The sequence below is a fragment of the Pseudomonas nunensis genome, from assembly GCF_024296925.1.
GTDB lineage: Bacteria > Pseudomonadota > Gammaproteobacteria > Pseudomonadales > Pseudomonadaceae > Aquipseudomonas > Aquipseudomonas nunensis.
In genome coordinates, this window is sequence record NZ_CP101125.1 from 2,456,512 (window position 1) to 2,478,609 (window position 22,098).

At 57.7% G+C, this 22,098-nt stretch carries 18 protein-coding genes; 4 read left to right on the forward strand and 14 right to left on the reverse strand.

Features of this window, described 5'->3' with window-relative positions; genetic code table 11:
- The 13 genes from NK667_RS10555 to NK667_RS10615 form a co-directional block, all read right to left on the reverse strand.
- On the reverse strand, positions 1-1,053 hold the full coding sequence (locus NK667_RS10555) for an ABC transporter ATP-binding protein (protein ID WP_054614643.1): 1,053 nt from the start codon (positions 1,051-1,053) through the stop codon (positions 1-3).
- The gene (locus tag NK667_RS10560) at positions 1,050-2,648 is read right to left on the reverse strand and encodes an ABC transporter permease (RefSeq protein ID WP_054614644.1); all 1,599 of its coding nucleotides are present in this window, start codon (positions 2,646-2,648) and stop codon (positions 1,050-1,052) included. Before NK667_RS10560 ends, NK667_RS10555 begins: the two co-directional genes overlap by 4 nt.
- A 3-nt stretch (positions 2,649-2,651) precedes the next feature.
- Positions 2,652-3,665, reverse strand: coding sequence for an iron ABC transporter substrate-binding protein (locus tag NK667_RS10565; RefSeq protein WP_054614645.1), 1,014 nt, complete (start codon positions 3,663-3,665; stop codon positions 2,652-2,654).
- Between the two features lie 305 nt (positions 3,666-3,970).
- Positions 3,971-5,473, reverse strand: a complete 1,503-nt coding sequence (locus tag NK667_RS10570; protein WP_054614646.1) for an ArnT family glycosyltransferase — start codon at positions 5,471-5,473, stop codon at positions 3,971-3,973.
- A gap of 141 nt (positions 5,474-5,614) precedes the next feature.
- Complete coding sequence (gene arnT, locus NK667_RS10575; protein WP_054614647.1) at positions 5,615-7,333, reverse strand: lipid IV(A) 4-amino-4-deoxy-L-arabinosyltransferase; 1,719 nt, start codon at positions 7,331-7,333, stop codon at positions 5,615-5,617.
- 158 nt (positions 7,334-7,491) lie between these two features.
- Positions 7,492-8,169, reverse strand: a complete 678-nt coding sequence (gene pmrG, locus NK667_RS10580; protein ID WP_054614648.1) for a lipopolysaccharide core heptose(II)-phosphate phosphatase PmrG — start codon at positions 8,167-8,169, stop codon at positions 7,492-7,494.
- Positions 8,170-8,469: 300 nt separating this feature from the next.
- Positions 8,470-9,018, reverse strand: coding sequence for a PqiC family protein (locus NK667_RS10585; protein ID WP_054045888.1), 549 nt, complete (start codon positions 9,016-9,018; stop codon positions 8,470-8,472).
- Positions 9,019-9,035: 17 nt separating this feature from the next.
- Positions 9,036-10,691, reverse strand: coding sequence for a PqiB family protein (locus NK667_RS10590; protein ID WP_054614649.1), 1,656 nt, complete (start codon positions 10,689-10,691; stop codon positions 9,036-9,038).
- A complete protein-coding gene (locus NK667_RS10595) occupies positions 10,672-11,328 on the reverse strand; it encodes a paraquat-inducible protein A (RefSeq protein WP_054614650.1) in 657 nt (218 codons plus the stop codon). Before NK667_RS10595 ends, NK667_RS10590 begins: the two co-directional genes overlap by 20 nt.
- The gene (locus NK667_RS10600) at positions 11,325-11,921 is read right to left on the reverse strand and encodes a paraquat-inducible protein A (protein ID WP_054045894.1); all 597 of its coding nucleotides are present in this window, start codon (positions 11,919-11,921) and stop codon (positions 11,325-11,327) included. The genes NK667_RS10595 and NK667_RS10600 overlap by 4 nt, the downstream gene beginning before the upstream one ends.
- 226 nt (positions 11,922-12,147) lie before the next feature.
- Positions 12,148-13,449 carry an NAD(P)/FAD-dependent oxidoreductase gene (locus NK667_RS10605; RefSeq protein ID WP_054614651.1) on the reverse strand — a complete coding sequence of 434 codons (1,302 nt, stop codon included), beginning with the start codon at positions 13,447-13,449 and terminating at the stop codon, positions 12,148-12,150.
- A complete protein-coding gene (locus NK667_RS10610) occupies positions 13,446-14,534 on the reverse strand; it encodes a polyamine ABC transporter substrate-binding protein (protein WP_054614652.1) in 1,089 nt (362 codons plus the stop codon). Before NK667_RS10610 ends, NK667_RS10605 begins: the two co-directional genes overlap by 4 nt.
- 151 nt (positions 14,535-14,685) lie before the next feature.
- Positions 14,686-16,044, reverse strand: coding sequence for a glutamine synthetase family protein (locus NK667_RS10615; protein WP_054614653.1), 1,359 nt, complete (start codon positions 16,042-16,044; stop codon positions 14,686-14,688).
- 162 nt (positions 16,045-16,206) lie between these two features.
- Here NK667_RS10615 and NK667_RS10620 point away from each other — a divergent pair, with 162 nt between their 5' ends.
- From NK667_RS10620 to NK667_RS10635, 4 genes are all read left to right on the forward strand, one after another.
- Positions 16,207-17,115, forward strand: coding sequence for a helix-turn-helix domain-containing protein (locus tag NK667_RS10620; protein WP_054614654.1), 909 nt, complete (start codon positions 16,207-16,209; stop codon positions 17,113-17,115).
- Between the two features lie 201 nt (positions 17,116-17,316).
- Positions 17,317-18,516: an alpha-xenorhabdolysin family binary toxin subunit A gene (locus NK667_RS10625; protein WP_054614655.1), complete on the forward strand. Its 1,200-nt coding sequence runs from the start codon at positions 17,317-17,319 to the stop codon at positions 18,514-18,516.
- Positions 18,517-18,543: 27 nt separating this feature from the next.
- A complete protein-coding gene (locus tag NK667_RS10630; protein WP_054614656.1) occupies positions 18,544-19,587 on the forward strand; it encodes an alpha-xenorhabdolysin family binary toxin subunit B in 1,044 nt (347 codons plus the stop codon).
- 413 nt (positions 19,588-20,000) lie between these two features.
- Entirely contained in the window at positions 20,001-20,369 is a 369-nt protein-coding gene (locus NK667_RS10635; protein ID WP_054614657.1) for a hypothetical protein, read from the forward strand.
- Positions 20,370-20,840: 471 nt separating this feature from the next.
- Here the strand turns inward: NK667_RS10635 and NK667_RS10640 are convergent, their stop codons facing one another.
- Positions 20,841-21,884, reverse strand: a complete 1,044-nt coding sequence (locus NK667_RS10640) for a DNA-binding protein (RefSeq protein ID WP_152980915.1) — start codon at positions 21,882-21,884, stop codon at positions 20,841-20,843.
- Positions 21,885-22,098: the final 214 nt, after the last annotated feature.

Here is a 22,098-nt window from a genome sequence, read left to right on the forward strand (position 1 = left end):
TCAGTCGCTGAGCACATGAGCGTTGCCGAGGGTGGTGACGTGAACCGCGCTGCCGGCGGGTGGCGCGTGCATGCCGGAACTGCGCACCAGCAAGGACCGTCCCGGTTCAAACTCGCCGGGGAGTAGTTCCACGGTCAAGGTGCAAGTGTTGCCACCAAAATCGCGCTCGGTGACGACCCCCGGACAACCGTGGGCATCTGTCACCGAATCGCCGATCTGTAATTGCTCGGGCCGCAGCATGATCTGCGCCGAGCCGTTTCTGCCCTGATCGTTGACCGGAATTCGGCCCAGGTCGCAATGGGCCCAACCGGCCTCGATTCGCGCCGGCATGACGACGGCATCGCCAAGAAATAGCGCAGTTTGTTCGTCGTCGGGGTAGCGGTACAAATCCATCGGATGCCCCGATTGCACCAACCGGCCCTGGCGCATCACCGCCAATTGATCAGCGAACGACAACGCTTCGCTCTGGTCGTGGGTCACCAGAATTGTGGTGACGCCAGCCGTTTCCAGCAGTCGCGCAACCATCTTGCGCATGGCCGCGCGCAAGCCGGTGTCGAGGGCCGAGAACGGTTCATCCAGCAGCATCAATCGCGGCTGTTGCGCCAACGCCCGGGCGAGGGCCACCCGTTGCTGCTGGCCGCCGGACAGTTCGTGGGGCCAACGCTTGGCCATGTTCGCATCCAGATTGACGCTGTCCATCAACTCGGCGATGCGTTCATGCCGGGCCGGGCCTTTGTCGGTTAAACCGAAGCCGATGTTGGCGGCCACGGTCATGTGCGGAAACAAGGCGCCATCCTGAGGCACGTAACCGATCAAACGCTGGTGCGCCGGCACCGAGTGCGTGCTGTCCACCAGGGTCTGGCCGTTGAGCGAGAGGCTGCCGGTGTCGGGGAATTCGAAGCCGGCGATCATCCGCAGCAAGGTGGTTTTGCCCGAGCCGGACGGGCCTACGATTACCGTACGGCTGCCGGTTGGCACCGACAGGCTGATGTTCTCCAGGGCTTGTTGAGCGCCGAAGGATTTGTAGATCGAGTTCAGTTCGAGGGCGTTCATCGGCCAGCCGTGCGTTTGGATTGGTGATAGAGAAGTCCGGTCAACGGCAGCGACAGCAGGATCATGACCAGCGCGTAAGGCGCAGCTGCGGCGTAGTCGATTTCGCTGGTCAGGGCCCAGAAACCGGTGGCCAGGGTCCGGGTGCCGTTGGGCGCCAGCAGCAGGGTCGCGGTCAGCTCGTTGGTGATCGCCAGAAACACCAGCGCAGCGCCCGCTGCCGCACCCGGTGCGGCCAGGCGTAGAGTGATCAGCCACAGCGCGCGACCGGGGGAACGCCCGAGGCTGCGGGCCATGTTTTCCAGCTCGACCGGGGCCTGGGCGATACCGGCGCGCAAACTCACCAGCGCTCGCGGCAGGAACATCAGCAAATACGCGAGCAGCACGGTGATGGTGGTCTGATAGATCGGCCGGGCGAAATGAATTGTCACCGTGACCAAGGCCAGGGCCACGACGATGCCGGGCAACGAACTGGTGATGTAATTGCAGCTTTCCAGCACCCGTTGCAGACGCCCCGGCGAGCGAATCGACAGCCAGGCAATCGGGATCGCGGCGCAGGTGGTCAGGGCGGCGCCGGCAACCCCGAGCAACAACGTCTGCTCCAGGGCGGGCAGCAATTCGTCCCATTGCCAGACCTCGCTGCCCCCGGCGATCAGCCATTTACCCAGGGTAATCAGCGGCACGCCGAGCGCCAGCAGGCAGGTGAAGATTTGCAGGGCTAGGGCGAGCCGGGTGGTGTTGCGGTCCAACAGGACAATCCGCTGCTCCCGAGCACTGCCCGAGCCGACCCGGGCGTAACGGGCACTGCCACGCGCCGCCGATTCGACGGTCAACATGGCCAGGCAACACAGGGCCAACACCCCGGCCAGCATGTGCGCGGCCGGGCCGTTAAAAGTCGATTTGAACTGATCGAAAATCGCCGTGGTGAAGGTGTCGAAACGAATCATCGCGTACAGGCCGTATTCCGCCAGCAGGTGCAGGCCGACCAGCAACGCACCACCGCAAATGGCCAAACGCAGTTGCGGCAGCACCACCCGGAAAAATACCGCCCAAGGCTTGAGACCCAGGGATTCGGCGACGTCTTCGATGGCCGGATCGAGCCGACGCAATGTCGCGGCCACCGGCAGATAAAGGAACGGGAAATACGCGATCACCGACACCAGAACACCGGCCGGCAACCCATGAATCGATGGCACCAGGCTGACCCAGGCGTAACTGTGCACGAACGCCGGCACCGCCAGTGGCGCGGTGGCCAGGAGCGACCATGCGCGTCGTCCCGGCAGGTTGGTGCGTTCGGTCAGCCATGCCAGCGCCACACCCAACGCGATGCACAAGGGCAGGGTGATCACCACCAGCAACACGGTGTTGACCAGCAATTCGCCAACCCGTGGCCGGAACACGAGTTTCTCGATGCCTGCCCAACCGGTTTGCCAGGACACGCCAATCACGAAGGCAATCGGCAACAGCGCCAGCAACGACACCAGCACCGACAAACCCGTCACCCACGCGCCACCGCGGCCGATGAACAGGCCGCGAGAGCGCCGGAATGAATTCGCGGGTATCGCCGCAGCGACACCCGACGGCAGGGTTTCAGGCATCAATTAGAGCAGTCCGGCCTGGGTCATCAGTTCCACCGCTTTTTTGCTGTCGAGCTTGGAGGCGTCGACGGTCGGGGCGTCGAGTTGCGCCAGCGGCACCAGTTTCGGGTTGGATTCGGCATTCACGCCCACGGCGTATTCGAACGAGTTGCCGTTCTTCAGCACCGCCTGCCCTTCCTTGCCGGTCACCCACTTCAGGAAGGCCTGGGCCTGGTCCTTGTGTTTGCTGGAGGCCAGCACGCCACCACCGGAGATGCTGACAAATGCGCCCGGATCCTTGTGCTTGAAGTAGTGCAGTTCGGTGTTCTTGCTGTTTTCGCCAGTCTTGGCCTGATCGCCGAAGCGGTAGTAGTGGTAGATCACACCGCTGTCGATCTGCCCGGCATTCACTGCTTTCAGCACCGCGCTGTTGCCACGGTACGCCGTGGAATTGGCTTTCATCGCCTTCAACCACTCGAGGGTGGCGGCCTCGCCTTTGAGTTCGAGCACGGCCGCGACGATCGCCTGGAAATCCGCGCCGCCCGGCGATGCTCCCCAGCGACCTTTCCAGCTTGGCGAGGCGAGATCCAGCAGCGACTTGGGCAGATCAGCTTCCTTCAGTTTGCTCGGGTTGTAGACAAACACCGTGGAGCGCGCGGCGATGCCGACCCATTTTCCGTGCGCCGGACGATACGGCGCGCCGACTTGTTCGAGCGTTGCGGGCGCCACCGGGGCGAACAGTCCGGCGTTATCCACCAACACCATGGCTGGCGAGTTCTCGGTCAGGAACACATCCGCTGGCGAGGCCGCGCCTTCCTGGACGATCTGGTTGCCCATCTCGGTGTCGTCGCCATTGCGCACGGTGACCTTGATGCCGGTCTCCTTGGTGAAGCCTTCGATCCAGGATTTGGTCAGGCTTTCGTGCTGCGCGTTGTAGACAACGATGCCGTCGGCGTCGGCGGCGTACACGTGCCCGGCGCTGACCAGTGCGGCGGTCAGCAGCGCGGTTTTAAGAAACGAAGGGATACGGGAAGTCATGCGATGCGTGCTCCTGTTTTTTTTGATTTTTGCCTGCGCCGTCCACAGTGTTGACGAGGAAGGTTCTCAATAACTGTAGATCAATAGGAATCATTTGCATGTTTGAAGCGCGGGGAATGTAGAGCGCGGAATGAGAAAAAAACGTTAAAAAAATAGTGAATTCGTGTGATTGGCTACGATGAAATGGTCTGCGCAAAAACTGTGGGAGCGAGCTTGCTCGCGATGGCGGTGTAACAGTCAGCAAAAGTGTTGAATGTTATGCCCTCATCGCGAGCAAGCTCGCTCCCACAGGGATTCGGTGATGGTCAGGACTGTGGGATGAACGCCACGCTCTGGTCTTCCCGGCCATGGAACATCCGCTCGCCATTGGTAGGCGTGGTGGTAATCACCTGATGGTCAACACTCAGGTAATGCAGCGGCAGCGCATCGCCATTGCGGTAGTGCGCCACGATGATGGTGCGTTGCGGATCCCAATGCTGGCCGCTGGTGGTGTCCAGCCACTTCATCAACGCGGCGCTGTCTCCTGTGCGTGGGAAGTCCTGGTTTTCCTGCACGTAGTAGAACGGCGCACCGCCGGTTTGCAGGTACATCGGCACTTTGTTATCGACTTCGACCATGACCATTCGCCAGTCCTTCAGCGGTGCACGCTTGCTCGCTTCAAGCTTGACCGACTCACCGAAGCGGATCACGCCGCCACCGCCATTGGTCCACGGGTAGAGCACGCCCAGCACCGCGAGCAACAGCAGCGTCGCGGCGCCAAACCCGATCTTCCAGCCACGACTTACCACGTTGTGCCGGGTGATCCACCAGGCACCGAGCAGTTGTGCAAACGGCACCAGCGGCAATACGTAATAACTGCGCCGGCTGCCGCTGGCGGTGAAGAACAGCATCAGCAAACCCAGGCCCCAGATCAGCCAGCGGGTATTCGGTTCGACGCTGCTCCAGCGCCGCACCGCGACCCACAACGCGATGATCCAGACAGGCGTCCAAGGCAGGGTGTAGACCGGCAGGTAAATCAGGTAGGTGTAAATCGGCCCGATATTGTCGAACGGCTGGAAAAACCGCACGACGTTTTCCCGCAGCACCAGGCCCAGGCCACTTTCGCCATAGGTTGGCGCGCCGTAGAAATGCGACAGGATAAACGGCGTCATATAGAACCCGCCGGCGATCAGCAGCGCCAGGCACATGCGCAGATTCAGGTGACGCTTCCAGCGACCGTCCTGCAACACATGCGGCAACAGCAGCAAGCCCGGCAGGATGAAACCGATCAGGCCTTTGAACAGTGAGGTCAGCGACAGCAACAGGAAAAACCCGAGGTAACGGCCGAAGCGGGTGTCGTCGGGTCCGCGCCAGTACCACCAGACGGCAGCGAGTACACCGCAAACGGTGAGGATGTCGGCCGTGGCCACCCGAGCCCAGAACACGAAATAGAAGGTGGTCGCCAGCATCCAGCCGGCAACCAGCCCGGTGCCTTTGCGAAACAATTGCTCGCCGAGCGAATACACCAGCCACACGCTCAACCACGCCGAGATCACCGAGGGCAGACGCAATGACCAATTGCCGAGGCCGCCAGTCAGCCAGGCGGTGGCGGTAATCAGCCAATAGGACGGCAGCGGCTTGTCGTAATACGGCCCGCCCTTGAGGTACGGGTCAAAGTAGTCACCGCTTTGCAGCATTTGCAGGGCGATGTTGGCCCAGCGAGTTTCCGCGCCCCACAGCTCCCGCGCGCCTAATCCTGACAACAACATCAGGGCGGTTGCACCCAGCAGCAGCCATAGCGCGGTCCTGTCACTTGTTTGGAGCTTCATGGAGGGTTTCCTGGTGCTTTAAAGGTCACCACAATCCCCTGTGGGAGCGAGCTTGCTCGCGATGGCGGCGGGTCAGTCACTATTGATGTTGGATGAACTACCGCATTCGCGAGCAAGCCCGCTCCCACAAGGGTTCGGTGTTTAAGGTTGGGTTTGCGGGAATATCAGGATTTCCAGGTTGCCGCGCTCATAGCGCTTGCCATCCACCGGCAGCAACGCGACTTCTTCGACTTCCTGCACGCTGTTGACCCGCATCACCACCCCGACCGAGCCCTTCTTGCGCGCTTCAGTCATCCATTGGCCGACGCTGTCCTTGGTGACTTTGCGCGAGTCCATGGCCGGATCCTCCAGGCCATATTTCAGCTCGCCGACGGTGTTGAACAGATCAACCTGCGGCCGCTTCAAGCGCCAGGACAAGGCCGACGCCGCGCCCAAATCATTACTGAGCAACGAGGTGGTCTGACCCAACGCATCCAGGTGTTCGGCAATGAACTGGTCAGGCATCTTGCTGTTGACGATCGTCGCCGGCATCGCCGCAGGCAGCAGCGCCACCAGCAGCCAGCTCCCCAACGCCGGCGCGGCCCAGAACTGCAGGGGCCGCGAGACTTGCAACGCGTTGGCGATGATCCAGCCGGCCAGCACGATGTAGGCCAGGGACAGGCTGAACATCTCGGTGTTTTCGAAGATTTCCTTGGTCGCCTGCACGTAAATCAAGGCGATCAGTCCGACGCTGGCCAGCAGCACATTGAGCACACCGTTGCAGCGAATCGCGCGGCTTTTCCCCTGGTCCACCAGACCCACCACGGTATGCCCCATCAGCAATGCCAGCGGCAAAAGGCACGGCATGATGTAGGTCGGCAACTTGCCGCTACTCAGGCTGAAAAACCCCAGGGGCAACAACAGCCACAGCAGCAGGAAACCCATGGCCGGTTGACGTTTGTTTTTCCAGGCTTGAATGAAGGTGGACGGCAACAACAATGCCCACGGCATGCTCGAAGCCACCAGCAATGGCAGATAGAACCACCACGGACGGGCGTGTTGCGCATCGTCGGCGGCGAATCGGCGAATGTGTTCATTCCAGAAGAAGAACCGCCAGAAGTCCGGTTCCTGATGATGAATCGCAAGCACCCACGGCAGGCACACCACTGCCGCGATAACCACGGCGAGCGACCCGTAGCGCAGCAGTTCACCAAGCCGTCGCTGCCACAGCATGTAGGGCAGGGCGATCAGCACCGGCAACAGCCAGGCGAGGAAGCCCTTGGTCATGAACCCCATGCCGCAAGCCGCGCCCAATATTGACCAGGCACCGAGTCGGCGTTTACCCGAGGGGCTGTCGATGGCAAACCACAACGCCACCAGACTCAAATTTACCCAGAACGTGAACTGCGGATCGAGATTCGCATAGCCGGCCTGACCGGCAATCAATCCGAAACTCATGTAGAGCAACGCGCAGGCGCCGCTTTTACGCGGGTCGTTCCACAAACGGCGAGCGATCAAGTAGGTCAGCCACACGCTGAGCCCAGTGCTCAGTGCCGAGGCGATCCGTACGCCGAACAGGTTGTCGCCGAACACGGCTTGGCCGATGGCGATCATCCAGTAGCCGGCGATGGGTTTTTCGAAATAGCGGATGCCCATGAAGTGCGGGGCGATCCAGTCGCCGCTCAGGCGCATCTCCTGGGCGATCTGGCCGTAGCGGGCTTCATCGGGAATCCACAAGCCGTGGCTCACCAGCGGCAGTAAATAGAACAGCACGAAGGCCAGGAGCAAACCGGGAACGATCCAGCGTTCGACGGCAGATGGGGCAGGGCGGCGGGATATTTTCACCGCTGGGTGTTGCAACACATTGTTGTGGGACGTCATGACTCGACCTTAACGCAGGGACGCAGTGGATCCAGAGAACTATCAACCTTCCCGACTGAACAGTTCCTGAAGGAATTCAAACCAGATAGCTTTAATAGCGCGCGCGACAAATCGGCAAACTAAACGTTTCAACTTTAGTTATCTAACGACAGAGCTGATTATTTCAGGGTTTTATCGCTCAACAACGAATGCCAATCAGCGTCATTCAGTACGCCCAGCACTTTAAGTTGCCCATCGGCGCCGATGCTGGCAAACAGCGAACTGCTGTATTGGCTGGCGGCCGCATGCTTGAAACCGGTCTGCACTTCGAAGTCGCTGATACAGCCACTATGGGTGACGAGGACGGTATTGCGATGAGCAACTTTGTGCGCGACCACATCGTTGCGCAGGGTTGTGCCACAACTGGCCAGCCATTCCTGGGTCAGCGCTTCCTTGCCGAACATGAAATGCGCGGTTTGCTCCGTACGGGTCACCGGGCTGGTAAAGACATCGGTTTGCGCCATGCCGAGTTGCTTGAAACCTTGGCCCACGGCGCTGGCAGACTCACTGCCGAGCCGGGTAATGCCGTCGGCCGGACCCAGGCACGGGTTGCTGGAGCGGTCGCAACGCTCGGCATGCCGCACCAGTACCACCACGTCACCAGCGCGCCAGTGCTGGATCAGTTCGGCACGCGCTTGGGCATTCGCACTGCCCAAGTCGGCTGGGGATCGATGCCACACGACAAAACCCGTCACCAATGCAGCTGCCATCAGCAGCGCTGACAGGCTGATAATCCGGATGAGTCGCGATGGCAGCCAACGACGAGTCGGCATGGCGGATGAGACTGATTCGAACACGATGCGGCCCCTTTAACGACATTATTGAAAGTTGCTGATTCGAACTTCCTGCAATGCTCGGCACACTAAGGGGCGGTACGTGTGAGCGTGGTGAAACGGATGTGAAAAATTTGCGCGGATAAAACGACTTCGTTTATTAGTTTGAATGTCACGCAGTTGTCATTATTAAATGCAGTATTTGATATTCGATATCAAACACACTTGGTGGGGGGTTATATCTTGTAGGAGCAAAGCTTGCTCGCGATGGCGCTCTCAAAGACGCCATCGCGGGCAAGCCATGCTCCTACAAAGGTGTGTCGCTCAGAGGGATGCGGGGCAACCCCTTTGCGAGGCGGCCGCTTGGCTGATCACGGCGGCCAGGCGTTTGACGTTGTTCTGCTGCGCGGTCACCAAGTCTTCGATGGACGGCCCCGAAGGCGTCTGCAACGTGCTGCGGCAGGTAACCAGCGTGTTATCGCCCGCGCCAAGCGGCCGCAAACGCCATTTGACGTCGATCAAGCCGTACTGGCCGGGAATCGAGTCGAAGCGCTGCACGTCAACCCGCAACGACACTTTGCGCTGGGTGTTGCTGTTGGACAGTTGATCCACCAGCGCACTGCGCAATTCATCCGACAGGCTCGCGCCCCACCAATCGGTTTCGAGGATCGACAAGCCGCTGTTGCCCTGGCGAATGACAATCTGCGGACGATCGACCTGGGGCGGCACGCTGATGCCTTCGATCTTGATTTCGTCGCCGCTGGTGCGGGGCGGTTGTGCCGGGGTCAGGGTGTGAAAGTGAATCGGGTCGCTGCGGCACGCCGCGAGCAGCACCAACGCGGCGACCAAGGTAATCTTCGGCGAAAAAGCCATGGGTGTTGCTCCTGTGGTCAGTTGCGCGGTGGTCCTTGCAGATCCGATGGCGCGGCATTTTCGGGACGGCCGCGAATCAACGATTCCGGGTGACGACCGAGGTAATCCGAGAGCTCACGCAGGGATCGCGACATGCGTTTGAGTTCGTCCAGGGTCTGGGTCAGTTGTTCGCGCTGCGGCGAGTCTTCGGCCAGGGTCGAACTCGCCGAATTCAGGGTCTTGCTGACATCCGCCAGGGTGGTCTGCACGCCGGGCAGGGTCTTGGCATTGAATTGCGCCAGGCCTTTACGCAGTTCGACCAGGTTGCTGTCGAGGTTGCTGGCAATCCGTTCCACCGGCAGTTGGTTGATTTTGTTGACCATGGCCTCGAGTTTTTCCTGCAATTGCTCGAGGCTGCCAGGTATGGTCGGAATGCTGACCGGCCGGTCGTTCGGATCGAACGCGACTTTCTCTGCTTTCGGGTAGAAATCCAGCGAGATATACAGCTGGCCGGTCAGCAGGTTGCCGCTGCGGGCCTGGGCGCGCAGGCCGTTTTCGATAAAGGTGCCCATCAGGCGCACGCCGGCGGCTTCGTCATTCGGATCATGCATCAAGGCCTTGATCATTTTGGTGTGGGCCTGACCGAGCCGTTGCGGGTAGATCACGATGCCGACGTTGACCGGGAAGCTGCGTTTCTTCTCGTCGAAATCCAGATTGATCGCCACCACCTTACCGATTTCCATGCCGAGGAATTCCACCGGCGCATCGACCTTGAGCCCGCGCAGGGCCTGGTCGAAACGCAGGCTCAGGTATTGCGCCTTGCCATTGGGTGGGGCGAGGGCGGTGGTCTGGTCATCGAACAGCTCGTAGGTTTTTTCCTCGGTGGCCGGCTGATCGTTGGGGCTGTATTGCGGGGCGAGAAAGGCAATGCCGCCCACCAGCAACGAGGACAGCGACTCAGTCTTCACCGCAAAGCCGTTGGCGCCGATGTTCAGGTCGATGCCGCTGGCGTTCCAGAACCGAGTGTTTTCGGTGACATACGTGTCATTCGGTGCGTGGATGAAGACCTCGAGATTGACGCCTTTGCCGTCGGCATCCAGCGCATACGCCACCACTTGGCCGACCGGAATCTTGCGGTAGTAGACCGGCGATCCGATATCCAGCGAACCAAGGTCCTGGGAATGCAGGGTGAAGCGTTTGCCCGGCTCGCCGTAGGTGATCGGCGGCGGGTTCTCCAGGCCTTTGAAGTTCTTCGAGCGCCTGTCGGCGTGACCGATATCCGCGCCGATGTAGTCGCCGGACAGCAAGGTATCGATGCCCGAGACACCGCCGGCTCCGATCCGTGGGCGCACCACCCAGAATTGCGAGTCTTCGCGGGTGAAGGTTTCGGCCTGTTTCGACAGCTTGATCGTGGCGTCGACACTCTTCTGGTCGTTGCTCAATTCCACGTCCGAGACTTGGCCGATCACCACGTTGCGGTATTTGACTTCGGTCTTGTTGGCGGTCAGGCCACTGCCGGTCTTGAAGGTCACGACAATGGTCGGGCCTTCCTGCATCAGGCTGTGCACCACTAGGGAAATCCCCACCAGCACTGCCACAATGGGCACGATCCACACCAGCGATACGCTGAAACGGCGCGTCTTTATACTGGCCTGGCCTGGGGCCTGAGGCCCGTCAGTGGCTTGCGACTTCATCCATGTCCTCCTCGTTTTGTGATTGCTTCGGCGCTTTATCCCAAATCATCCGGGGATCGAAGCTCATCGCCGAGAGCATGGTGAACACCACCACCAGGCCGAAAAACAGAATGCCCGGGCGCGGTTCGATATCCGCCAGGGCCTGGAATTTCACCAAAGAGGCGACCAGCGCGACCACGATTACGTCGAGCATCGACCAGTAGCCGATGACCTCGACGAAACGGTACAGCTTCGAGCGCTCTTTACGTGCCCACAGGCTGTCGCGGTGCACGGTCACCAGCAGCAGCGTCAGCGCGACGAACTTGATCCCGGGCACCGCGATGCTGGCGATAAAGATGATCAGGGCAATGTCCCAGGCCCCGGCCTCCCAGAATTCCAGCACGCCGCTCATGATGGTGCTGTCGGCGCCGTTGCCGACCATTTTGGTGTTCATCACCGGCAACAGATTGGCTGGCACGTAGAACGCCAGGGCGGTGAACATGTAGGCCCAGGTCCGGGCGAGGGCGTTGGTCTTGCGCCGATGCAACGGCGCACCGCAACGCTCACATTCATGCGGTTCGTTGGTCATGTCGCAGGCCATTGCGCAGCTGTGGCACAGGCACAGGCCGAGTTCGCTGGCGACCGGAGGCGTTGTCATAGGATGTCCCACAGATCACGGATATCGCGCCCGGCGATGCGGATCATCATCAGACTGAGCACGGCGAGGGCGAACAGGCCGATGCCGGGCAACACATCCAGCAACCCCGCGAGTTTGATCACGGCAACCATCGCTCCCAGCAGGCAGACTTCGAGCATGCTCCAGGGCCGCAGCGTTTCCAGCCAGCGCATGCAGAACCGGAAACCCGGCGAGCGCTGGCCCTTGAGGGCGAAGCTCAAGACCCAGATCAGCAGCAATAATTGGAAGATCGGCGCGATGATCATCGAAATCGCCGCCACCAGGGCGATGAACGTGATCGGCCCCAGGCTCAGGGCCAGCACCGAATCCCAAAGCGTGGCGCTGTTTTTCAGGCCTTTGAGGCTGATGCTCATGATCGGGTAGAAGTTGGCAAAAACCCACAACATCAACGCGGTGAGGGTCAAGGCCAGGCGCTGCTCGATCGTCAGGCCGTTATAACGCTGGAGCACGCCGCCGCAGCGTGTGCACAGGGATTTCTGATGTTTGGCGAGCGTGACTTTTTCATACACGCAGTCGCAGTGCTCGCAGATGATCAACTGGTCAGTGGTGGCCATGGGTCGCATTCGCAAGGAGGCAGAAAGTCAGAGCACCTCCTCAATATAGAAGTGCCTCGCGATAGAGCAAATTAAAAGGCTGTTCAATGAGATGCACGCCCGACCTGTGGGAGCGGGCTTGCTCGCGAAGGCGTCATGTCAGTCAATGCCGATGTCGACTGACACACCGCCTTCGCGAGCAAGCCCGCTCCCACAGGGGTAAGGTTTTTGCCGGGAGAGGGGAGGGTTAGCCGAGCATTTCGCGCAGGCGATACCAGAACATGCCGAGCGCCAGCAGCGGTGAGCGCAGGGCGCGGCCACCGGGGAAGGTCATGTGCGGCACGGCGCTGAACACGTCGAAACCTTTGCTGTGCCCGGCATGGATCGCTTCGCCCAGCAACTTCGCGCACCAGTGCGTCACGTTCAGGCCATGACCGGAATAACCCTGGGCGTAGAACACGTTGGGGTGCTGGCTCAAGCGGCCGATCTGCGGGAAGCGATTGGCCGAGATGCCGATCTTGCCGCCCCATTGATAATCGATGCGCACGTTGGCCAGTTGCGGGAACACCTTGAGCATCGCGGGGCGCATATAGGCGGCGATGTCCGATGGATCGCGCCCGGAATAGTGGCAGGCACCGCCGAACAGCAAACGCCGATCCGCCGAGAGCCGGTAGTAATCCAGGCCGACTTTCTGATCGCACAAAGCGAGGTTGTGCGGGATCAACTGCGCGGCGAGCTCGGCGGACAACGGTTCGGTGGCGATGATGTAGCTGCCGGCTGGCAGTACTTTGCCGCTGAGCTTCGGTTCCAGTTCTTCGAGATGCGCATTGCAGCCCAGCACCACGCTGCCGGCGCGCACCGTGCCGCCGGCACAACGAACCTGCACGGTGCTGCCATGGATGATCTCTAGCACCGGGCTCTGTTCGAAGATTCGCACCCCAAGGGATTCGGCCAGGCGCGCTTCGCCGAGGACCAGGTTGAGCGGGTGCAAGTGGCCCGAACCCATGTCGATCAAACCGCCGGCATACACACCGGAATTCACCGCTTGCTGGCGGATCTGTTCCGGGCCGACGAGCCGGGTTTCATGGGCGTATCCGGACTCAATCAAGTCAGCTTGCTCAGCCTGGAACGCGGCGAACTGCGCCTTGGTGTTGGCCAGTTCGCAGAAGCCCCAGCGCAGGTCGCAGTCGATCCCGTTTTCGCGGATGCGATCGCCCACCAGCGCCACGGACTCAACCCCGGCGCGCTCCATATAACGCACACCTTCTTCGCCGACATAACGAGCGAATCCGCTGACGTCATGGCCAATCCCCCGGATCAACTGCCCGCCGTTGCGCCCGCTGGCGCCCCAGCCAATCCGCCGGGCCTCCAGCAGAATCACCGAGAGCCCACGCTGCGCCAGTTCGATGGCGGTGTTGACGCCGGTAAACCCGCCGCCGATCACACAGACATCGGCATCCAGGTCCGAGGCCAGCGTGGGGTAGGGCGCCAGACTTTTCGCCGTGGCGGCGTAATAGGACTGGGCGTGTTCATTGCTGTACTGATTCATTTGTTGGACTTCACTTTGCTCCAGGAACGGGTCATCAGACGCATGATCGCCTGGGGCGGGGTGGTCGAAATGTAGAGTTTGTCGAGGACGGTCTGGGGCGGATAAACCTCAGGATTGTTCACCAGCGCCTCGTCCATGTATTGCTTGGCGGCCGGGTTCGGGTTGGCGTAACCCACCGAGGCACTGACCTTAGCGATCACTTGCGGATCGAGCAGGTAATTGATGAAGGCATGGGCTTCTTTCGGGTTGGCGGCGTCGGCGGGAATGGCCAACAGGTCAAACCACAAGTTGCTGCCTTCCTTCGGGATGGCGTAGGCGATGTTCACACCGTTCTTGGCTTCCTTGGCGCGGTTGGCGGCCTGGAACACGTCACCCGAGTAACCGAAGGCCACGCAGATATCGCCGTTGGCCAGGTCCGACACGTACTTCGAAGAGTGGAAGTAGGTGATGTACGGGCGGATGCTCAACAGCTTGGCTTCGGCTTTCTTGAAGTCTTCCGGGTTTTCGCTGCGTGGGTCCATGCCCATGTAGTTGAGGATCGCCGGGAACACTTCATCCGCCGAGTCCATCATCGACACGCCGCACTGGCTGAGCTTCTTGATGTTCTCCGGTTCGAACAGCACGGCCCAGGAATCGATATGGTCGATGCCCAGCACTTGTTTGACCTTGTCGACGTTGTAGCCGATACCGTTAGTGCCCCACAGGTACGGCACCGAGTGCGCATTTTCTGGGTCGTTTTTCTCCAGCAGCGCGAGCAGTTTCGGGTCGAGGTTCTTGAAGTTCGGCAGTTGCGAGCGGTCCAGTTTAAGGAACGCGCCGGCCTTTACCTGGCGAGCGAGGAAGTGGTTGGACGGCACCACCACGTCATACCCGGTGCGACCGGCGAGCAGTTTGCCTTCGAGGGTTTCGTTGGAATCGAAGACGTCGTAGATCACCTTGATCCCGGTTTTAGCCTGGAATTCAGCGAGGGTGGTTTCGCCGATGTAATCGGTCCAGTTGTAGACGCTGACCTGTGGCTGGGCCTGGGCACCGGCACTGAACATGATCGCCAGCGCGACCGGAACCACGGATTTCAATAGACGCATTCGACACCTCTTTGAGTTGTTGGATTTTTCAGGCGTTGGCAATTTCCCCTTGTGGGAGCGGGCTTGCTCGCGAAAGCGGTGTGTCAGTCGACATCTCTATTGACTGTGCCGCCGTCTTCGCGAGCAAGCCCGCTCCCACAGGGGATGCGGTTTAGACGCTCAGCAACAGGAACTCCCGCTCCCAGGAGCTGATCACGCGCTTGAAGTTTTCATGCTCGGCGCGTTTCACCGCGACATACCCGCGCACGAATTTGCTGCCCAGGTAACGGCCAACGGTTTCGCATTCTTCCATCTGGGTCAGGGCGTCTTCGATGGTGATCGGCAGGCGCAGGTTGCGACGTTCGTAGGCGCGACCCTGCACTGCGGCGCTCGGTTCGATCTTCTCGACCATGCCCAGGTAACCGCACAACAGACTCGCGGCAATCGCCAGGTACGGGTTGGCGTCGGCGCCCGGCAAGCGGTTTTCCACGCGCATGGCGTCCGGAGTCGAGGTCGGCACACGCAGGCCGACGGTGCGGTTTTCTTCGCCCCATTCGACGTTCACTGGCGCCGAGGTGTCCGGCAGGAAACGGCGGAACGAGTTCACGTTCGGCGCGAACATCGGCAGCACTTTCGGGATGTACTTCTGCAGGCCGCCGATGTGGTGCAGGAACAGCTCGCTCATCTTGCCGTCGGCATCCGCGAAAATCGGCTGACCGGTGGCGATATCGACCACGCTCTGGTGCAAGTGCATGGCGCTGCCCGGTTCATCGCCGATCGGCTTGGCCATGAAAGTCGCGGTCACGTTGTGCTTGAGCGCCGCTTCGCGCAGGGTGCGCTTGAACACGGTGATCTGGTCCGCGAGGTCGAGGGCATCGCCGTGACGGAAGTTGATTTCCATCTGCGCCGGGCCGTCTTCGTGGATCAGCGTGTCGAGGTCCAGGCCCTGGAGTTCACACCAGTCGTAGACGTCTTCGAACAGCGGATCGAATTCGTTGGCGGCGTCGATCGAGAACGACTGCCGTCCGCTTTCCGCGCGACCGGAACGCCCCAGCGGTGCCTTGAGCGGCAGGTCCGGGTCTTCGCAGCGCTGGGTCAGGTAGAACTCCATTTCCGGCGCGACAATCGGTTTCCAGTCCTTATCGGTGTAGAGCTGCAGGACTTTCTTCAGCACGTTGCGCGGCGACAGCTCGATCGGGTTGCCGAACTTGTCGAAGGTGTCGTGAATCACGATGGCGGTCGGCTCGATGGCCCATGGAATCACGTAGACCGCGTCCGCGACCGGGCGGCAGATCATGTCGATATCCGCCGGATCGAGCAGGTCGTAGTAGATGTCGTCGTCGACAAAATCCCCGGTTACTGTTTGCAGAAGCACACTTTCCGGCAGGCGCATGCCTCGCTCATGCAGGAACTTGTTAGTGGGTGCAATCTTGCCGCGAGCGATGCCGGTCAAGTCGCTGACCACACACTCGACCTCAGTAATCTTGTGATCTTTCAGCCACGTGAACAGCTGATCGAAAGGGACATTCATAAAGACCTCGTTATTGGTTTTAGTAACGCCAGGGTGGGTGGTCGCATCCGACAGACACTTCCCCTGAAGCGCGTTGACGACTATCTTGGGCGAGCCTTGCAGTTCCATCTATCCACTTTAAGCAGCACCAAAACGCACCAAACGAGTGCGTAAGGTCACCCCATGACAGTGTGCAATCCGTTACAAGTCCAAGCGTTCAACACCGCCGATGTCGCCGAGCAAATCCGCGCCACACCGGGTTGGGTGCAGCATTACCAGCAGATGTCGCCGGGGCATTTCGCCGGGCTGGTGCGCTACTTGGACTTGCAAGGCGTGGAGATTTACGAAGAGCACATGAACACTCGGGTCGAGCAGAATTTCAGTGCGCCACAAGGCTCGCTGGCGTTCTGTTTTGATCGCAGCGATAACTCGCTGTATGTGTTGAATGGCGAAAGTCGCAACATCTGGATCACCCCGGAGAACTACCAGGAAATCGCCGTGGTGTTCGGTCCGGAGTTCGTCCAGCGCCATGGCTTGAACGTGGCGCGGCTGGAAGGCCTGTTCATGTCGCCGCTCAATTGCCAGCAAAACGCGCTGTTCAGCCGTTGGCTTAGCACCACACTGACGCGACTCGCGCAGACGTTCGATCCGCCCAGCCGCGAAGCGTTGACCCTGCAACTGCTGGAGGATTGCCTGTACATCCTCGACAACGCTTGCGTGCGCCTGGATCGCGGCGGCCTGCAGCGGCGTTCCGAAGAGCGAATGATCATGAAGCGAGTAGGGGAGTGGGCGGCTGATGCGCCGGAAGAAACCCTCAATCTGCTGGAGCTTTCCCAGGTCGCTGGAGTTTCACTGCGTCAGTTGCAGCATGCGTTCAAGGCCTTTACCGGCATGACACCGACCCATTGGTTGCGCCTGCGTCGGCTCAATAGCGCACACCGAGAATTGCTCAGCCGGACAACAATGGACACGACAGTCGCCGAAGTGGCGATGCACTGGTCGTTCTGGCACTTGGGGCGGTTTTCCAGTAGTTACCACGCGTTGTTCAAAGAGTTGCCGAGTGAAACGCTCAAGCGTGGAAGCCGAGTGTAACTAATGGAATGATTAATACTTGACTGTAGGATTTGTCCTGCATATGTAGCGTCATGTTTCCAGTTGTAACAGTTTTCCTTATTAATCAATTGCTTGTGATTCTTTAAAGTCTTCAGGTTGTTTGACGCAAAACCAGCCTCGTCTAGCTTCTGTTCATCGACACAAAGGGTGTGTCGATCTTATTGAACAGAGGCAAACGTGATGGCTTTTCAGTTGAAAGATGCAGACAGCAGTAATGATCTTCCCAAAGCTGTTCTCCATCTGATTTCAGGCGAGTATCCCGGTGTAGCGCGCAGCGCCGGGGTATTTACCAAAGAAGATGTGATCAAGATCAAACAGTATGTGAAGAAGGGTCTGGCACTGCCGGGTGAATTACCGGAAGTCGAGTCGTACCTGAAATACACCAAGTTGGATATTCCCGGGTTGGAGCCCAGTGACGTTCAGGTCTTATTCAAGAAAATCCGGATTCATGCGTCCAGTTGGGATGCGGTAGAAAGCAAGATCGTCCAGCAAAGTATCGACTTGAGTTCCGCGGCCAAAAACATTGTCAGCAGCGGTGGCGAAATCATTTCCGTGATCAAGGAAATGCCGATCATGGACCGGGTCAGAACCACGCTGGGTCAGTTAAGCAACAGTGATCTGGAAGGCATCCGATACACGTCCGACGATGGTGAAGTGGCATCTGCAGTAACTGAAATCATCGAGCTGATGAAGGTCGATATCAAACGCCAGCAAAGCGCGACGCAAGAGCTCAAGGACCGTATTTCCAACTTCAAGATCGAGCTGGCTGGCGGCGAATTGTCGAGCGGTAAACGGGTCTTTGGTTTGCAGTCCGAGGTCAAGAGCAAGTATGACTTGATGGAGCGCAACAGCTTGCTCGAATCCATCGCCAGTACCAGGGAAACCATCCGCACCAAGAAAGACCGGATCATGCAGTTGGACAAGGACTACGACTATTACGTCGGCATGTCGTTTTCCGGTGGCTTGCCGATTTTCTGGCCTATTTCAGGATCGATCTTTGGCCCGAAAGCAGAGACAGCCCGCAAAGAACGCAATGCGCTGAAGACTGAAGTTGATGAGCTGGAACTGTCCGTCAGTGGCAAGGAAGGCTTGCAGAGCGCCATGGAAAGTTCCCTGTCGAACTTTGGCGATATAGGTATCCGTATGGCTGGCGCAGAAGCCGCTCTTAATATCTTGAACACCATGTGGCAGACGATCCTGAGCAAGATTGAAGCTTCGGCCGAACAGTTCGGGCGTATCAACAATGCCTTGCGCCTGACCTCATTTGTCGCCGAGTTTGCGATGGTGATTGATCCGTGGCGCGATGTGAAAAACACCGCCGGCGAATTGGTGGCCGTGTTTAACGAGGCGCTGGAAGAATACAAGAAGAGCTTTAACTGATTGCCCGGCGACCAAAGGATGACTGCCATGAACAAAGTGACACCGATCGACACCCAACTTATTCCCCCAATTGACGTTAAAAAGATCATTCAAACCATTCGCGACATTTCGAGGCTGGCCAATTTTAGACAGGAGCGATCCGATGTATTGCAGGAGAGGGCGCAGAGAGCTTCCGCGTACCTGAATAACCTGGATAAAACCCTGCGCGAATCCTTACCGGTGCTGCTGACTGCACTGAACAGCGCTTCCGGGCAAAGCTATTTCGATGCGCTAGCAGAACTCAACGACGCGCTAGCCAGGAATGACCTGACGGCACAGGATCGAGACATGGTCAGCGCAGAGGTCTCGAACATCAAACGTAATATCGAGTCGATGCTCGAAGGCGTCGAGGCGAAGTTTACCGATCGCTCGCGGTTTCTTGAGAACGAAGTTCGCAGCTTATATAGAGTTGAAATCGGCGAACGAGCCGACGAGCCGCTGAAAGTGGCGCGGTCGCGCAAAGCCAGGATTCTGCTGGACTTGAACGATCACACCCTGACCAAAGCGAAACGCTCGGAGCAGCGAGACGCACTGATCAAGGCTCAGGACGTGATTCGTGAATTCAACCTGGCTGACCTGTATAAAAACTACATTCCCGAAGGCAAGGAACTCGACAGCCTCGACATGCAGAACCCGAAAAAAGAGGCGGTGAAGCAGGGGATTGAACTGGTCAGGAAGGTGCTGGGCGTAGTGTCCGATGGCATTAAATACAGCGAACTCGCGACCTCTCGGAACAATCTGGACAAGGAAATCCAGAGCATGACTTTATTGATGGAAGGGCTGAACCATGAGCTTCAGATCGCCGAAGATGCGTTGTCCGATATTACCGCCGTCGTCGACATAAGCCGCCAACGTCGCGTGGTCGGTGAGGAAATCATTACGGTGGCGGGCGTGTGGCTGGGGTTTTCATTGAATCTGGATAACCTGAAACGTACGGATTACACCCAGGCGGAGTTATCGAGATTGCTGAATCGGTACAAAATCCATCTGGAGACGTTGAGTGCTGACTACAACAGCATCATGATTCATTGATGTAAAGGTGCGGTTGATCATAGCGATTGACCGCACTTTAAGCGTCACGGCGGAGTGTGGAGTTGAGGCTGAATATGCGAAATAATAATAACTACACTAAATGACCGTTTAGTTTAGTTATATTGATAGTGACTGCAAAATGATCAGGGAGGAGTCAATGTCAATGCAATTGTCGCTGACGTAGAACTTTGTTTGATCGTTTCGAAGTAATGGGGCTTCATTATGCTGTTGTTTTGGATGCCATTACACCACCCGATACTTCCTGCGCCCCAAAGAAACAGGGATGGAGTACTGATCGTAATGCCATGACCAATTTGCACCCGGTTATCAGGGAGGAAGGTGATTTTTGTGATCGCAGGGTTTAGCTCTGGGGTTACGTCCAAGTAGTGACCGTCTTTCCTCCAGATTGCGTGATGCTGGGCAACACAGTATGTATTCCCTTCGATCACGCCCGTCAGCAGATTCCAGCCGTAAATCACTTCACCTTGATTATTGAGTTGATGAATCCGGCAGTTGTGGTGACATTGCAGTACGGGGTAAATAGGGGCCAGGATTTTTTTACCTCGAAACACGATCCGTCTATTGGCTCAGGATTCCCGAGCGGCAAGGCATTCCCTGTGATTTTCTCAGACATTATCTTCTGGATGAATTTCGGCAAATTTCCATTGCTCATGCCATGGGTAACATTAAAGACTCCTTTTTTGATTGAAGACATAGCCTGCGGCAGCGGCAAAGAGCTGACAAGGCCAGAGCGTGTTCAGTTGAGAAGAATCCATTGGTAAGCCTAGTTCCAAGATTGCCAGGCTAAGGCTATTCCCCAGAAATCTGAACCCCGAGCCTCAGCCGTGCTGTCGTAATTTCTTAAAAAAGATAAATTATAAGTATTTGTTTTTTATGGTTTTTACTGGGTTTCGGAGGTTTTTGCCGATTGCTTTCAGAGGGGTTATTTTTTTAAACGGCAAATATGAAGGTTTATTTTTTTTTTATGATTTCTGATGGTGACCACACAGCTTGTTTCTTTCAAGTGTCTGTAACGATGCCAACCTATTGGATTGATTGCAGGTCGCAGCGATGAGTTACAGGGGCGAAATAATAGGTGTTACCCCTAGGCGATGAGCCATCTGCTTGCTAGGTAACTGACCTCTCGGTACAAGGGCGCCAAGCACACTTCCATAAAGATTATTATTTGATCTGGAAGGTTAGCCCAAAATACCTCGTGATCGTCGTTGGTTCGTGCACTTAAGGTTGGCGAGTCATATGGGGCCAAAGTCTTTTTTTTCGGTTGAGATAAGTTGCACTTTGAAATGTTCTAAAAGGGACGCTTGTAGCTTTTCATTCTTCTCGTGGAGTTGGGCATAGTGCTGTTCCAATTTTTCCAGGTTCCGGTTCGTTGCTTCAAGTCGCCCCCTGAGCTCTGCAGCTTCATCGCTGGCTTTCGATCGGAGCAGTCGAAACTGCTCTTTTTCAATACTTTCTTTTTCGAGCTCTTTGCTCAATTTTTCGGTTTTTGACTTGTGCTCATCACGGACCCGAACAGTCTCCCGCATCAGGAAGTCTTGCGTCTTAACCAGTTCGTTCTGATGGCTTTCCGCAAGCGCCGTAAACTCTTGCTGTGAGCTGGACCTAAGGTCAGTGAGCTGCTGCAGTAATCTATCGATGAGCCCTTGTAACCTTTGTTGTTCCTGGGTATGCACAGCTTGCTGTGCAGTTGCCTGGTCACTTATCTCCTTAATCCTGGTTGTTAGATTTTTTCGCTCGACGTCATTCGCTTGTAATTGCTCTATAAGAGAAGCCTTGTCCATCCTGAGCCCTTCAATCTCTCTAGTTTGTCCAAAAAACTTATCGATGGCAGCCTGTTCATTGGCCCGGGCTGTCACAGCCGATGCTAACGCGGAGTCCGCCTGCTGCTGGAGTTGAAGCCGTTCGGTGTCGTGCCCGGCAACGGCGGCATTTAGGGCGACACCCCAAATATTATCGAAGCTTTCACATACATCGTCGGGAATCCCAGGGCGGCGTAGTCTCGCACTTAATGTTGGGCCGGCTTTGGCCCAGAATTTTTTGATCTCATCGGTAACTAAATTGGGTGATGCAGTGATGCCATGTTCGGCGGCTATTAACTCACGAATGGCTGACTGACGAACCTCCTCTCCATGCTCGAGCAGACGGGTTGCGTAATCATGAACCCATTGGCGAGTGCTTTTGAGTTGCGCGCTAGGAGAATGTTTAGGCATGGTTTCCAACCCTTCATGGTGATGCGGAGTAAAATGCGCAGGATGTGCAGGACGAAGTACGCTCAACGGAATAATCCAGTAGGAATGTGCATTATCAGTATAACACTAAGCCATTGAGCTTCTGGTTATCTATCGACCAGAAAACTGACAGCTCACGATCTAAACAGATGGGCACTCTATTTTTTGAAGTAATGTTTACATGCATTTTCGAAGCTAGAGGTTGGCGAAGCCCAATGCCCACACGCCAACAGAAAGCAGACTTTTAAATTTGTTGTATGAA